Genomic DNA, 15,687 nt, shown 5'->3' on the forward strand with positions numbered 1-15,687 from the left:
TTAAGACCAACGCTTGATATGCTTTAATAGTTGATCGGTAGAGGTATCAAATTGACCGCTTACCTCTTGCTGCATGGCTTGATGTACAGATTCTGCCATCTGCTTGCCCATCTCAACGCCCCATTGATCAAACGGGTTAATATCCCAGATACTGGCCATCACATAGACCTTGTGTTCATAAAGCGCAACCAGCGCTCCCAAACTATGCGGCGTCAGCTCATCGATCAGCAGCGTGGTTGAAGGCTGATTGCCACGGTAGTATTTATATTTTGCCGCAGCAGACGCTACTTGCACCTCAGACTCTTGGAGCGCAGCATTACCAAAGGCCAGCACCCGACTTTGCGCCAAGCAATTGGCCAAGGACAGCTCATGCTGCTGTTGTAATGGCGCATTTTTCATCTGACCACTATAGCGACGCACACAAGCAATAAAGTCACAAGACACCTGCTGTGTGCCTTGATGTAGCAACTGATAAAACGCATGCTGAGCATTGGAGCCAATTTCACCCCATAGAATCGGGCAAGTATCATAGTCAATATGATCGCCATGTTGGGTGACCGATTTACCGTTACTCTCCATCTCTAATTGAGTTAAGTAGCTTGGCAAATAGCTGAGACGACCATCATACGGCAGTACGGTATGGGCATTCACCTGTAAAAAAGTACTGTTCCAAACAGCAAGCAAACCCAATAATACTGGCAGGTTCTCTGAAAAATCAGCTTGCGCAAAGTGCTCGTCCATACTATGCGCACCAGCTAATAATGCTTTAAAACCCGCCATACCAATACGAATGGCAATCGCAAGTCCTATCGCCGACCATAAAGAGAATCGACCGCCAACCCACTCCCAAAGCTGTAGCTGATGCTCTGGATGGATACCCCACGCACTCATTTTTTCACTATTGGCCGATATGCCAATAAAGTGACGACGTAACACACTGTCTTCCGTACCAGCGCGCAGCTTGGCAGTGGCAAGCAGCCATGATAATGCCGTCTTAGCATTAGATAACGTATCAACCGTGCCAAAGGATTTGGACGAGATGATAAACAAGGTGGTCTCAGGATTAAGATGCTTGAGCAGATTATCAAGCTGAGTACCGTCCATGTTGGAGACGAAATGTACTTCAATGTCTGTATCTGCCCACTCGTCCAGCGCGGTAGTCGCCATGAGCGGTCCAAGATCAGAGCCACCGACGCCAATATTAACCACATCCGTGATGGCTTGACCCGAAAATCCACGCCATGTACCGTTGCGGATACGTTCAGATAACCGCGCTACTTGTGAAAGACTATGATGGACGTCAGAGACGACATTTTGGTCACCAATTTTCAGCTCTGCCGTCTCGGGCAAACGTAGTGCCGTATGCAAGGCTGCTCGCTCTTCACTGGTATTCACCATAGCGCCTTGCATGAGTGCATCAATCCGTGTGGACAATTCACAACTATCGGCTAGCTGTAATAAACTTGCCAGCACCTGCTCATCGATACATTGCTTGCTATAGTCCATATATAGCGCGCCAGCTTGCATACTAAAGCGCTCAGCACGATTATCATCTTGCGCAAACAAGGCTGCCAATGACCATGGTTGCTTCGCAAGCGTTTGCAATTGCTGCCAGTAGGTAGAATTTCGAGCACTGTTGTAAGCGTTATCGCCCTTTATTTCATTCATCAGCTATTCATCGCCTGCTAATTGTTGCTCGGCAAAATAGATAAACGCCTGCATATATGAACGCATGTCACCAGCATCATAGCTGTCGCCACGCATGGTTGTGACATTCACGCCGTATTCGCTAATCAAGGCATCGATAGCATCGGTCAGCTGAATTTCACCACCGACCGAGGCTTTGGTATTAGTCAAATAGTCAAAGATTTGATTGCTAAAGACATAACGTCCTACAACAGCTAGCTTTGAGGGGGCTTCTGCTAAACTAGGTTTTTCTACAAATCCTGCGACTTTAAAGCTAGTATTAGTATCTGATTGCTCATCAATCTCAATAGCGTCGCTCAGCTTAGCAATACCATATTTATGCACATCTTCATCGGCAACATTATCGACCAATATCTGTGAGTGTGCATCGTTGGCAAAAGCATCAATCATAAAGGCTAAATTATCAGCAGTCATATCATTGGTAAACGGATCAAGCACAACGTCGGGCAATAATACGGCAAAATCATGCTCACCAATAATGGGGCGAGCCGCGAGTACCGCATGACCCAAACCTAATGCCTTGCCTTGGCGTATCATAGAGACTGTCACATCGTCTGGTAACCAGTTTAAGCTATCCGCCAGCGCGTCTTTACCTTTCGCTCTAATCTGACTGTCCAGCTCAGCATTGATATCGAAGTAATTCTCGATCGCACTTTTTTGTGCATGACCAACCAAGACAATATGCTTAATACCAGCAGCAATCGCCTCTTCGACGACATAATGGATAGCGGGACGATTACCTAGTGGCAATAGCTCTTTTGGCACAGATTTAGATAGCGGTAGCATACGTGTGCCAAAGCCTGCAACGGGTATAACGGCGTGAGTGATTTTTTTCATAAGAAGAGGTTACATTATAAGATAAAACAAATATGGAAGAGAGCTATACATATAGTTTTGAACTGCGAATGGATTGCTGTATTAACTGCAAGGCAAAAGAACGGTTAATTCATAGGGAGCATTAGCAATGCACTGATAGGACAATAAATACTGAGCTCAAAGCTTTACCAGTAAAGCGTGACTTTTTGATGATAATCTCCTGCTGATGACGTCTGAGCAGTTAATCTTTACTTTCAAGTGCCCTTATTCTTAGGAGAATTACCGAATGACATGTTACTTTGAGGGTATCCCTCACTAAGCAATTGCTTTTCTAGTCGATAATGTGAAAATTAATGACGTCAAAATAATACAAGAATTTATTAAGCAATACATTCTCAATCATAACATCGTTTCAATAATACTGATGCATTTATGTATGGTTATGGTCTTCTTATCCACCGTTTTCGTCACAACCCATTTAGTGTTCTTATGATATATATCATGATAATCTTTATCAAATCGCCAAATAAATTTATTACCAGTAGAAATGGCGATAACATTTTTTCCTAAACCGCCGCAGATATCCAGCAAACTATTCGGAGGTGTTATTATGAAATCACAACACTCTATTATCGATAAAACATTTTCAATGTCATTTTTTTTATCTATTTTCGGTTCATATACGTTGATATTATTAAATTTTGGTATACCAATGTTTACATACAAAAAATCATTGTACACTTCAAATATTTTATTATAATTTTTAGCTGAGAATATATTAGCTATTCTCTCGGGAGTACTTATCTCCGTACCTGTGCACACACCAATTATTTTACTCTTCCCAAAACTATTAAATAAAGTGGACCAATATTCTTTCAAGTTTTTATCAACCTTTAAAGTTAAATAAATATCTTCTAAATCGTGCCTGAAATAGCGAAACAAATCTTGAGCTGGCACCATCACACAGTGATCATTCAGAAAATCATTTTGATCTATATAACTAAAATTGGGATTTACTCTCTTAAAAGGTGCTATTAGTCTCGCATCGCAGACTATACTTATTTCAAAAAAATTTTCACTGAGAGGTTTGAATACTAATGATTGCTTAACTTGATCACCAATACCACCTTCCATTATCACTGTGATTTTCTGAGTATCTAAATGAAGGGAATAGTGGCTTCCCTTTTCAATCAAATTTTTACTGAAAGGTCGAAAATGTAGTAGCTCCCAAGCCTCTTGCATTTTATGACTATGAAGTAAGTAGATGTATTTAGCTTGGTTCCAATCATCCATGTTTTTAGATGCAGCATCCAATATTTCAGGATAACGATCTAGATCCATATATAGATACTCTAAGTATTTATAAGCAAGTTTGGCATTTAAGTCGATCAATAGCTGAAATAGTTTTTCAGAAGCAACAAAGTCTCTTACCCCGTAAGCTGCAAGGGCCGAATTAAATATTAAATTACTATCCTTTATAAAAATAGTGCTATATTTTTTATAATAAATAGTATAGAGACGATTTTTTATAACATCATTTTTAACTGCTAAGCTATTTTTACTTAAAAGCATATCTTTTCTTAGTAAATCTTTATAGAAATTAGACTCAGATATACTATGATGGTTAGCAATCTTTTCATGCCACTGATTAATGACCCTAGTACTTTTTAGGATATAGCTTTCAAGAGGTAAACCATAGTAATTATCAAAAACTTCAAAATCCTTATTTTTACTTTCTTCTAAAAACTCTTTAAATTCTTCATATAACCTTCGACTCTTCAGAGCCTGATTTATAAAACCTTCAAGATCTCTTGGATGAGAACATATTGGTAAGGGAAGACCAGATGATTTTATGATACCTTCCACTTTATGAGAATTAGAAGGTAAAGCTACGAAAGGTTTACCTGCTAGCCCACTAAGATAAATTGAATGATATCTAGGTGCTATAATCAACTCTGCTGTTTGATAATTAGCAACAGTGTGCTGCCAGCTTTCATAGGCTTTGTTATTTTGTAATGGATAATATAAAACATCATAATCAGCTTGGACTTTGCTAACAATAGGATAAACAACTGATTCTACGTGAGGATGCCAATCATTAACTACTATTTTTGAATTGAAGTCCATATTAGTGTCATTACTAAAATCCGCGTTTACTATACTATCAACCGTTAGTCGACATTCAATGCCCTTACGACGCAGGTAATCATAAGAAGCAAATTCTCTCACAGCTAAGTCAGTAAACCTCCCAAAAACATCATCAAAACCGTCAATTTCTTGTATGGTAGCATTGATCAAAAAAACTGGCTTACCAATATTTATTGCATACTCGGCTATAGCCAACAAAAATAAACCTCTATTATGATGCAAGGTACCTTCACCATTTATCACTATTCCATCACATGCGTAAAGTCTATTAGCTATTGCACTATTTTGTATGTATTCAAGAGAAGAAGGGCGATCGCCCTTCCAATACTGCTTGATCTGAGAATTACTATAGGTTTCTACTACTATGTTTCTACTAAATAGAGATGTTAAATGAGCATAGCATACTCCAATACAGCCTATATGAGGGTCAATCGCTGTGTAATTAAGATAAATAATACTACTCATCAGAAAAACCAAAATTATTAAGTCTCATTGTTAACTCGCTGACCAATACATTTTTATCACCTTTATCTGGGACATCTACAATAGTCATTGAGTTGTGCCATACATCGGTCGCCTTATCATCTACTTTTCTCCATAAAATCTGTGAAGAATTAGAAAACAACCAAGTATTTACGCCTAAAGCGCCTGCTAATTCTGCGACTGTTGTAGCAGGTGCAATAACTAAATCTAGGCACATCATTAAAGCTGCTACATCGTCCAGATCATCATATTGATCAATATCACTAAAATTGATCATTTTTCCAGGGAATTTACGTTCCAACCATACTAACTCTTCGGTACAATCATCATATTGCAAGTTTACAAACTGAATATTATCATTTGTAAAAAGAGGCTGTAATTGTTCTATATCTAGGTAATGCTCCATACGAGTAAAATTCGTTAAGCTACTTCTCCAATTTAACCCCACTAATTTTTTACCAGATGTCTTGTAAGATTGTAAACGTTGCTTATATTTATCAATTAGATCAACATCAGCATAAAGATACTTTTTACCAGTAAAGTCTGAGTAACTTTCTCTAAATTTTCCTACAAAATCTGTGACCAGATATACTTTATCGTAATCAACTATCTTGTCAAATGCAGAATTATCTAAAATAGTAGTAAGCGTAGTAGAAGGCAGTCGATCATAATCACATACTGGGTAGTTTTTATTAAAGCCTCTTGTTCTACGAATAGGTAAAAAATCTATATTTTTAAAAGACCTACAAAGAATATTATATAGTCTATAATCACATGAAATAGTAAATGCTTTTGATAAATAAGCTTGTTCAAAATCGTTATAGATAGACATAAACCTGATTTCATCACCAGGCCCGTAAACAGCTAATATCAAACTATTATCTTTAGCGCCAATATCAGAAATATTGTTAGCTTCTCTGAACTTGTTTCCTAATAAAAAACCAATATCATTGGTAAAGTTTTCATTGATATAGCACGCGTATGCCTCACCAATCCTACCTCTTTGTTGTAAAACTGGCATACTAAATGTAGAGTTCAGTTCCATCCCTATATTAATACAATAGTTTATATATTCTTCTGCTTTATCAAAATCACCGATGAATATGTTCAAACGTATTAACTGTTTTATAATAAATTCACTCGTATTGAACTTTAAATAGTTTTCTAGTATATTTATAGCTTCTATATCCTGTCCTTCAGAATGCAGAAAATCCGTATAGACCTTAAGTAATTTATCAGGTCTTGTATTTTTTGAGTTGTATAACTCTAAAAACAGTTTTTTAGAAGCGATATAATCCCCATGTTCGATTAACCCCATTAATCTAGATATGGTTTTATCAGTACTTAAATAAGCGCTAGACCCAATAATATCAAACCAAACAGAATTCCTACCAGTTAAAACACGATACTTAGAGATTAGCTCTGGATTTAATTTTATAGATAATAATATTTCATCTATAAGTGCTGGAATATTATAATTTTCAATTATGAACTTATTATCGATAAACTGATTTAGTGCTCTCCTATTGTTCTTCTCTATATTAACCATCATTGATAACAAGCTAACACCCAAGGACTGATTGAAGCTAAACTTATTGTATAAAGTTCTTGAAGCTACATTAAGGTGATTAATTTTAACTGTTGAACTAGCTGTTAACCGTATGAGCTTTTTGATAATTACTAGTGATTGAACATAATCATTTCTTGAACTAAAAAAATTAAGCTGGCTTGTTAATAGCTTACTTAGTTTGTAATTTTTCTCTATAAAGTTTTGCTCTTTAAAATCCGACTCGTTCAAGCTTTCATCTAAGCTTTGTTCTTCTATAAGGATTTTCTGCTGTGGATGAGGTTCATTAACTAAGGCATTAAATTCTTTAAAAAACTCTTCAACTTCGCCCAAGCTTATATTTTTATGGTTGGGGAAGAAGTTGGATATTAGTTCACTTAGGAGCAAGTGATCTATCTGATCCTTTATATCATATAAAAACTCAATAATGATATCTTGATCACATATATTCAATATAGCACGCAAAAAACCCTGCTTGCTCTCTTGTGGTAATTCACTCCAAATGTAATTCAATACAAAATCATCTATTATGTAAGGCTTAAAAAAAATGAATATTTCTTGATATGATTTACTATTACAAGTAGAAATATTTCTCAAGGCGTGCTGAACATTAAGTTGTATAGAAGTCTCTAAGCTATCATCTAATATATCTTTGTAATCAGCTTGGTAGGTCAACTGTAATATTTCACTACGTATTTTGTGTATAGTAGTGAATAATGGATATATATTATCATTAGACTGCTCTTTAACCCCTACTATGTATCTCGGATATATTAGATAAGCACCAACAAACAATTCCAACAATGTAAGCTGCCTTGTACGTCTATCTGATTCGAATATACATCTATCGTCTGTCAGACCCCATCCTGCATAGAAGGGCTTTCCTAAGACAGTTACTGTCTTACCTCTTAATAAGGCTTCTAACCCTGTAAGTGAGGTAATAGTATAAACATGATCTACTCTCTCTAATAGTTCAATAATATGCTCATCAGGCGATAATATTTCAGCAAAAAGCTCTACATTGGTGTTCTTAAAATTAGATTCTTGAAACCCTTTGAATATTTCTGGATGAGGTCGATAAAGTATTTCTGCGTCTGGGTGCTCATATTTAGCTAGCCGAACCATATCCTCCATAGTCCATTTATCAGGATTACCGTATCGAATTGATGCATCATTATCTACTTGTCCAATGACTAGCACTCTTTTCTTTAATTTAAGACTAGTATCATGAAATATAGCTGGAGGATTATATTTAGATATTTTTAGATCTATAATGAGTTGTAAAAGCTTGGACGCTTCTTCTGTTAGATTGCTATTAATATTAAAATCATGGCTATTTAGAATTTTTTCAACGTCAGAAGGATTATTAGAATTATAGTATAAGCCGGACTTATCAAAAACGAGCGAGTATGGAGTAGCCCCACTAGCACCAAGGTTGGCTGAACGTATAAAGCCATCTTCTACACGCCATATATCTATGTTTTTATAGCTTATATACCTGTTTAAAAATGTGCTTTCATTGTAGCCCCATATTACTATTACTTCAGGTTTGATAGATAAACGCTGCATTACGCCTATCATTTTATAGTTTGTTAATTTACGCGGTGCAAATGCTACTCTAAATTCATCTAAATAATCTGCAATGAATCCAAACTTCCAGTCATTACAACCTATAGCAACTGCTATAGGCTTATCTGTACCTTCTACCCAGTTTTTTCCTACCAAATATAGCTTTTCAAAACCACTATCTTCTCCAAATATTTCATAAGGGTCATGAACTACGAATTGATAGTCTTTACCAGTTGGTACTTTTTTTTTCCAATGATTTTGAGTACGTTTTGAAAAATACTCGGCTAACTCGGATTTCTGATGGGCTTTGGACTGTTTATCTATCATACTTGATATACTCTACTATATTACTTTGCAATAGCTTCGGATGTCACAGGCGTAGCATAATCAACATCGACTGATACTGTTTTGCCAATAATATTTTCCAACATCTTGGGAGGTAGCCCAAAACCTGGTCTTACACTTCTGATAGAGTCAGGAGTAATGATATCTCCTGCTTTTAATGGTTTTACAAAGTATAATGATCTTCTAAACTGTACGTTGGCTTTCTCACTCGATTTATGACCATAATCTACTTCACCTAATGCTTCCCAACATATACGACTAGCATCACATAAGTGCTGCAATTCAGACGCTTCTAAAGAAAAGCTATCATCAGGACCCCCACCACTTCTGTCTAAGGTTACATGCTTTTCTATGATATTGGCACCAAGAGCCACACTAGCTATCGCTGTAGTGTTATCCAATGTATGATCGGACAGCCCTGTCGATAATCCAAAGCGCTGCTGCATATCTACTATGGTTCTTAGATTATAATCACTAGATGGTGCTGGATAACCACTGACACAATGTAAGATTGCCAGCTGCTCACAACCACCACTTCGCGCAGCTTCAATGGCTTCCGCTATCTCCTCATTATTTGCCATACCAGTCGATATAATCATAGGTTTGCCTGTTTGAGCAACATACCTAATAAGTGGTAAGTCAATCGCTTCAAAGCTTGCGATTTTGTATGCTGGCGTATTCAAGTCCTCTAGCATATCAACTGCAGTAGTATCAAACGGCGAGCTAAACATAGTAATACCAATCGATCTGGCTCGATCAAACAAAGGTTTATGCCATTCCCATGGAGTATAAGCAGATTGATACAGCTCATACAATGTTTGGCCTTCCCACAAACCGCCTTTAATTTTGAACTCATCTCTATTAGAGTTCAAAGTAATAGTATCAGCCGTATAACTTTGCATTTTCACTGCGTCAGCTCCACAACGCTTAGCCATTTCGATTATTCGAAATGCGTTCTCGATATCACCATTATGATTTGCTGACATTTCAGCAATAATATAAGGAGAAAAGTTTCTACCAATGTTTCTATCGTTAATTTTCATATTATTTACCTATTAAGAATTCAGAAAGGCTTGTCATCAATAGCTTGTTATCTTTATCAAACATCTTGTATTCAATAAGACAATATCTACCTATTTGAGTGAGTAAACTTGCTTGACCAATTATTTCCATATCTGGATAAACAGGTGAATAATATTTTAGATCTTGGCCCACATAGATAGTGTTGGGTCCAGGATAATCTGAAGCAGCTACTCGTGAAATTTCAGCAACTAAAATTGCTCCATGAGCAATTCTACCCTCAAACCCCAATTCTATTGCAGACTCATCTTGAATATGAATTGGATTATTATCCCCTGAAAAATCAGCAAAAATGTCAATTTTAGAAGATTCTACCGAAAAATTCCATTTATAGTATTTGTTGATACTCGGTTTAAAATCGTCTTTAGAGATTTTATCATAATCTTTTTTGAATAGTGACAACTGATATACATCATAATATTTACCATCTCTACAATAATGCTGTTTCTTGATACCTTCAATTTTGAAGCCATGCTTACGATGAAACTTAACTACAGGGAAGTTAAAATCAAGAACTTCGCAATAAAGCTTATTTAACTCTAAGTGTTTAAAGGCATAATCAAGCGCTAACCTTTCCATTTCAGAACCGATTCCTCTTATCGAAACGTTTGCGGAATAAAAAGCCCATGAAGCAGTTTTATTAGAACTATCAATATTAGTAAAAGAAACTAATCCTAGAGGATTGCCATCTTGCTCGTAAATAAAATATTGATTAGTACTATCCTGCCCCACTTTATTAAACCAAGATACATGAGTTTCATAGTCTATAATATCGTGATTGTACATATTCAATCGGATTTCATCTCTGTTTCTCCACTCATATAGTCTATTAATGTCTTCATCAACTAATTTGCGAAAATTACCTTTAAACATATTTAGATCCCTTAACTATTCTAGTTATTTATATACAGTATGGCCGACCTATATCTATCTAAATTGTACCTAAAACTCTTTCATTATACTTATTGGAGTGAATAAGCATGATATTTTTTGCTACTCTATCTGCGCCCATACCATCTACTAGCTGCATAATCTCTTTTCTACGCTTTTGATATTTCAAACTATTCATCGATAGATCAGTAAGATATTTGGATATAGAATTTACCGTTATATTATCCAAGCTGCCTAGGTAATCTATTAAATTTCTTTCATGTAAATAGCTTACCAAATCTTTTTGATTATCTGCCACATCGATCAAGGCTGAATTTAGCCCTAAGCAGAATCTTTCCCATACTGTAGAACCACAAGCACCCAAAGCAAAATCACTACTTTTCATTAAATATGACATCTGATCAGTTTTCTCTTCTAAAAATATATGCTTGGACTGTTTGACTATATTTTCACAGTAATGAAAATCTTCTGAAGATAATTTGCCAGTGATAACATGAAAATTAAACTTATGGCATTTAACTAGAGCAGGTAAAAAGGATTTCCAGACTCGCAGATTACCAACGCCTCCAAAGTTTACTAATACAGTCTCAAGTTTATTTGAAGATTTTTGCATTTTTGGCTCTCGTAAAGAAATGAATTCATCTCTAAGCAGAGCATACTTTGGGCCCAATAACCGTAAACAATGGCTAGATACCAAACCATCATATCTAGAGTTGGGATTGGGCCAGTAATTTTGATCAATCAGTAAATCGCAAGTATGCTTGCGGTTTTCTAGGTCATCAATTACTGCTACAGGTAAAGATACTGTATCTTTTACCATGTCTTCCCAAACGCTATCAAGTGAGTAATGATCAATGATTATCATATCTATGGGTTGCTCAGAAACAGCATAAATGAACTCTTGAGCATCTTGTTCCTGAGAAACTCCTAACCAATATGAATGATCTTCAGAAATATTTTCCAACGAAGAATACCCAATGACATGATAAATAAAATCACTAATAGTGATTAAACTCAACAATTCTTTATCGTATTCTCTGACAAAGAAAATGCTCGAGATGGAAATCTTCCTAAATTCACGAGCTAATGTAAGACAACGTTGTAAGTGACCTGTTCCTATATGCTCAGCTACGTCAACTCTAAAACCTATCGTTCTCAATCCTTGCTCCAAATTTGATACAGCATTTCCGCCATATGCCAATCTTCTAAAGTATCAATATCTTGTACGCGATGTCGAGGAAGCTTTAGACCTATAGCATTTGAGCTAAAGATGGGTAACCCTTTTTCCCAAGCATCTTTAGTACCCCAATAGAATTGCCCTGCATCATGCCAACATTCTTCTAAATCTTGGGAACGACTATTAAATAGGTTTGGATTGTGCATTGCCACCTTGTTTTGCTGATTCAATAATAAGGAACGTTGAACCGGGAAATCATAAGTAGTAATACTAAAAGCATAGTTACAGTCTTTTTCCGATGTAATGGAATTCAATCCTGAACGTATATCTTGGTACGACAACATAGGTGCTGTCGCATAGATACAGCATATATATTCAATATTATTATCATCAAGTTGCAAGATAGTGTCTTGAATCACTGGAGTAGTTCCTGCAAAATCATTAGATAGATCGTTGCTACGAAAAAACGGTACCTCAGCGCCAAATTTTATAGATATTTCTGCTATTTCTTCGTCATCAGTAGAAACAATGATTCTATCGAAGCACTCACTTTTCATTGCCGCTTCTATTGAGTAAGAGATCAATGGCTTGCCATGGAACGTTTTAATATTTTTCCGTGGTATCCGTTTGCTTCCTCCTCTGGCAGGTATTACTGCTATGTTAGTCATTTTTTAATACGCCTTCTAAAGTTTCAACAATATAATCCTGTTGCTCTTCAGTTAAATCTGGGTATAAAGGTAAACTAATAGCTTCTTTATAGTACTGTTCCGCTTGTGGGAAGTCACCCATTTGGAAATTAAAATGCTTTTGATAATAAGGCTGAAGATGGACAGGAATGTAATGAAGGTTGACCCCAATATTGGCTGCACGTAAAGCATTGAATACTTCTAAGTGTGTCGCTTTAATATCACCAAGCTTTAATCTAATTACATAAAGATGAAGTCCAGAATAAGACTTTTCAATTTGAAAAGGCACAGTCACGGAAAGACTGGCTAATTTCACATCATATCTATTTGCAATTTCATGACGACTTTTTGTGATACTTGGTAATCTTTTTATTTGCGAGGCCCCAAGTGCTGCCTGCATTTCTGTCATCCGATAGTTATAACCCAAGTCAACTTGTTGATAATACCAAGGGCCATCAGGTTCATGTGTCATCAACTCATAGTCGCGAGTAATACCATGGCTACGTAATAAGTCCATTTTTTGTGCTAGATATTTACCGTTAGTGGTAGCTACACCACCTTCAGCAGTCGTGATAATTTTCACTGGATGAAAACTAAATATCGTGATGTCTGAATATTGACAACTACCAATAGGTTCATTTTTATAATTGCCGCCTATTGCGTGAGAGGCATCTTCAATAATAGAAAACCCATACTCCTTAGAAAGCGCATATATACTCTCCATATCACAAGGCTGGCCGCATAAGTGTACAGGGATAACCACTTTTGGTAGCTTACTTTCTATTTTAGCAGCCTGTAACTTCTCTCTCAACGCTTGAATGGACAAGTTATAAGTCTTCGGGTCAATATCTACAAAATCTACAGTAGCACCACAATATAAAGCACAATTTGCAGATGCTACAAATGTAATGGGTGTCGTCCAAACAATGTCATCTTTGCCAACATCTAAAGCCAAACATGCAACATGAAGGGCTGAAGTAGCACTATTCATTGCCAAAGCATATTCGACATTGCAATGCTCTTTAATTGCATTTTCGAATTCTGGTACTTTAGGACCTTGCGTTAAATAGTCAGATTTAAGAACATTGACGACTGCGTCAATGTCCTCCTCTGTAATATTTTGGCGACCGTATGGGATAAATTCCATTATATTTTACCAATATTATCTTTATTTTCTTTTATCCAAGACTCAAGTTCTTCTCTTGGCATCCATTCTGTGTTGTTATCGCTTGAATAAACAAAACCTTCTGGAACTAATTTACCGTCTTTTACTCTCTCAGGTGAATGACCCCAATTGTTAATGGTTGGTAAGATTTTAAAATGCTCTGGATACTCATAGGTATAATAAGAGTCTTCAGCGCCAATCATTTGCTCATGTAGTTTTTCACCTGGTCTAATACCAACTACCTTAGTTGTAGCTTCTGGTGCTACAGCTTTTGCTACGTCCATAATATTCATTGATGGAATTTTTTTAACGTAAATCTCACCACCTTCCATATCTTCAAAAGCATGCCATACAAGCTCAACACCTTCTTCCAAAGTAATCATAAAACGTGTCATACGATCATCAGTAATAGGTAGCTCGCCTCTTTCTTTGATTGACAAAAAGAAAGGAATTACTGATCCACGCGATCCCATCACATTACCATATCTTACGACAGAGAACTTAGACACGTGCTGACCGCTATAAGCATTTCCTGCTACAAATAATTTATCAGAAGTGAGTTTAGTAGCACCATATAGATTTATAGGACTGCTTGCTTTATCAGTTGATAATGCAACTACGCCTTTAACACCTTTATCTATGCAAGCATCGATCAAGTTCATTGCCCCATGCACGTTTGTTTTTACACATTCAAAAGGATTATATTCTGCTGTTGGAACAATTTTGGTTGCAGCAGCATGTACAACATAATCAACACCATCCAATGCTCGATATAAGCGTTCTTTATCACGCACATCACCAATAAAGAACCTTACTCGATCATCACCCTCAAATAGCTTCGCCATTTCCCATTGCTTCATTTCATCTCTAGAGAAAATGATAATTTTCTTAGGATTATACTTTGCAAGAGTCATTGGAATAAATTTATGTCCAAAAGAACCTGTGCCACCTGTCACTAAAATCGTTGAATTACTTAACATTTTTTCTCACCCTAGAATCACTATTATCAAATCAATAAAAAACACCCCATTGTAGGGGTGTCTTCTTGATATTTCAACATGGTTTTAGTAGTTACATTACAGAATTAATTCTGAATTACCAACCAGTAACTTCTTTTAGCTTCTCGCCAAGCTTAGATGGGTCACGTGTATACGCGATACCAGCATCTTCAAACGCTTTGAATTTTTCTTCAGCAGTACCTTGACCGCCAGAGATGATAGCGCCAGCATGACCCATACGCTTGCCTTCTGGAGCCGTAACACCAGCGATATAACCAACAACTGGCTTAGTTACATGGTCTTTGATATAAGCAGCAGCTTCTTCTTCAGCAGTACCACCGATCTCACCGATTAAGATAATAGCTTCAGTTTGTGGATCAGCTTCGAACAATTTCAGTGCGTCAATCTGGTTCATACCAGGGATAGGATCACCACCGATACCGATACAAGTTGACTGACCAAAACCAAGCTTAGTTGTTTGAGCAACCGCTTCATAAGTCAATGTACCAGAGCGTGAGATGATGCCCACTTTACCTGGTTGATGAATATGGCCTGGCATGATGCCGATTTTGCACTGGCCTGGAGTGATGACGCCTGGGCAGTTAGGACCAACTAAACGCACATCGCCCGCTTCTTCAAGATAGCGTTTTGCTTTTAGCATATCGATAGTCGGTACGCCTTCAGTGATCACTACGATCAACTTAACGCCAGCATCGATTGCTTCAACGATAGAATCTAGTACAAATGGTGCTGGTACATAGATAACAGAAGCATCAGCTTGAGTTGCTTCCATAGCTTCTGCCATAGTATTAAATACTGGTAGGCCTAGATGCGTTTGACCGCCTTTACCTGGCGTTACGCCGCCGACTACTTTAGTACCGTATTCGATCGCTTGCTCAGAGTGGAACGTACCATTTTTACCAGTGAAACCTTGTACCAATACTTTGGTATCTTTATCGATTAATACACTCATTATTTATTCCTTGTATTCGGTTGTCTTGTAATAGCGACTCTCAACACCATTTTTATTCAATGTTAATGGTCAATTTCTATAT

At 36.8% G+C, this 15,687-nt stretch carries 11 protein-coding genes; all 11 read right to left on the reverse strand.

Annotated features, from left to right (window positions below; all coding sequences use genetic code 11):
• The 11 genes from pgi to sucD all read right to left on the reverse strand — a co-directional run bounded on the left by pgi (position 1) and on the right by sucD (position 15,605).
• Positions 1-1,668, reverse strand: coding sequence for a glucose-6-phosphate isomerase (gene pgi / locus AAEY72_RS05225; protein ID WP_352309716.1), 1,668 nt, complete (start codon positions 1,666-1,668; stop codon positions 1-3).
• 3 nt (positions 1,669-1,671) lie between these two features.
• Positions 1,672-2,544 carry a UTP--glucose-1-phosphate uridylyltransferase gene (locus AAEY72_RS05230; RefSeq protein WP_352309717.1) on the reverse strand — a complete coding sequence of 291 codons (873 nt, stop codon included), beginning with the start codon at positions 2,542-2,544 and terminating at the stop codon, positions 1,672-1,674.
• Positions 2,545-2,922: 378 nt separating this feature from the next.
• Positions 2,923-5,136, reverse strand: a complete 2,214-nt coding sequence (locus tag AAEY72_RS05235) for a polysaccharide pyruvyl transferase family protein (RefSeq protein WP_352309718.1) — start codon at positions 5,134-5,136, stop codon at positions 2,923-2,925.
• Entirely contained in the window at positions 5,129-8,617 is a 3,489-nt protein-coding gene (locus AAEY72_RS05240; RefSeq protein ID WP_352309719.1) for a capsular polysaccharide export protein, LipB/KpsS family, read from the reverse strand. The genes AAEY72_RS05235 and AAEY72_RS05240 overlap by 8 nt, the downstream gene beginning before the upstream one ends.
• Before the next feature lie 20 nt (positions 8,618-8,637).
• Complete coding sequence (gene pseI / locus AAEY72_RS05245) at positions 8,638-9,678, reverse strand: pseudaminic acid synthase (RefSeq protein WP_352309720.1); 1,041 nt, start codon at positions 9,676-9,678, stop codon at positions 8,638-8,640.
• A 1-nt stretch (position 9,679) separates the two neighbouring features.
• Positions 9,680-10,588 (reverse strand): UDP-4-amino-4,6-dideoxy-N-acetyl-beta-L-altrosamine N-acetyltransferase, encoded by a 909-nt coding sequence (pseH, locus tag AAEY72_RS05250; RefSeq protein ID WP_210540901.1) that lies wholly within the window; start codon positions 10,586-10,588, stop codon positions 9,680-9,682.
• Positions 10,589-10,646: 58 nt separating this feature from the next.
• Positions 10,647-11,765, reverse strand: a complete 1,119-nt coding sequence (gene pseG, locus AAEY72_RS05255) for a UDP-2,4-diacetamido-2,4,6-trideoxy-beta-L-altropyranose hydrolase (RefSeq protein WP_352309721.1) — start codon at positions 11,763-11,765, stop codon at positions 10,647-10,649.
• Positions 11,762-12,451: a pseudaminic acid cytidylyltransferase gene (gene pseF / locus AAEY72_RS05260; protein ID WP_352309722.1), complete on the reverse strand. Its 690-nt coding sequence runs from the start codon at positions 12,449-12,451 to the stop codon at positions 11,762-11,764. Before pseF ends, pseG begins: the two co-directional genes overlap by 4 nt.
• The gene (pseC, locus tag AAEY72_RS05265) at positions 12,444-13,616 is read right to left on the reverse strand and encodes a UDP-4-amino-4,6-dideoxy-N-acetyl-beta-L-altrosamine transaminase (protein WP_352309723.1); all 1,173 of its coding nucleotides are present in this window, start codon (positions 13,614-13,616) and stop codon (positions 12,444-12,446) included. The genes pseF and pseC overlap by 8 nt, the downstream gene beginning before the upstream one ends.
• A complete protein-coding gene (pseB, locus tag AAEY72_RS05270; RefSeq protein ID WP_352309724.1) occupies positions 13,616-14,614 on the reverse strand; it encodes a UDP-N-acetylglucosamine 4,6-dehydratase (inverting) in 999 nt (332 codons plus the stop codon). Before pseB ends, pseC begins: the two co-directional genes overlap by 1 nt.
• Before the next feature lie 115 nt (positions 14,615-14,729).
• A complete protein-coding gene (gene sucD, locus AAEY72_RS05275) occupies positions 14,730-15,605 on the reverse strand; it encodes a succinate--CoA ligase subunit alpha (protein WP_110922029.1) in 876 nt (291 codons plus the stop codon).
• Between the last annotated feature and the right edge of the window lie 82 nt (positions 15,606-15,687).

The organism is Psychrobacter sp. W2-37-MNA-CIBAN-0211, assembly GCF_040309405.1.
GTDB classification, from domain to species: Bacteria; Pseudomonadota; Gammaproteobacteria; order Pseudomonadales; family Moraxellaceae; genus Psychrobacter; species Psychrobacter glaciei.

What these genes read in the sequence shown, in the direction of transcription:
- pseC (WP_352309723.1), bottom strand. Translation starts at nt 13,616, where the DNA reads ATGGAATTTATCCCATACGGTCGCCAAAATATTACAGAGGAGGACATT.
- AAEY72_RS05240 (WP_352309719.1), bottom strand. Translation starts at nt 8,617, where the DNA reads ATGATAGATAAACAGTCCAAAGCCCATCAGAAATCCGAGTTAGCCGAG.
- pgi (WP_352309716.1), bottom strand. Translation starts at nt 1,668, where the DNA reads ATGAATGAAATAAAGGGCGATAACGCTTACAACAGTGCTCGAAATTCT.
- pseH (WP_210540901.1), bottom strand. Translation starts at nt 10,588, where the DNA reads ATGTTTAAAGGTAATTTTCGCAAATTAGTTGATGAAGACATTAATAGA.
- pseI (WP_352309720.1), bottom strand. Translation starts at nt 9,678, where the DNA reads ATGAAAATTAACGATAGAAACATTGGTAGAAACTTTTCTCCTTATATT.
- AAEY72_RS05230 (WP_352309717.1), bottom strand. Translation starts at nt 2,544, where the DNA reads ATGAAAAAAATCACTCACGCCGTTATACCCGTTGCAGGCTTTGGCACA.
- pseB (WP_352309724.1), bottom strand. Translation starts at nt 14,614, where the DNA reads ATGTTAAGTAATTCAACGATTTTAGTGACAGGTGGCACAGGTTCTTTT.
- sucD (WP_110922029.1), bottom strand. Translation starts at nt 15,605, where the DNA reads ATGAGTGTATTAATCGATAAAGATACCAAAGTATTGGTACAAGGTTTC.
- AAEY72_RS05235 (WP_352309718.1), bottom strand. Translation starts at nt 5,136, where the DNA reads ATGAGTAGTATTATTTATCTTAATTACACAGCGATTGACCCTCATATA.
- pseF (WP_352309722.1), bottom strand. Translation starts at nt 12,451, where the DNA reads ATGACTAACATAGCAGTAATACCTGCCAGAGGAGGAAGCAAACGGATA.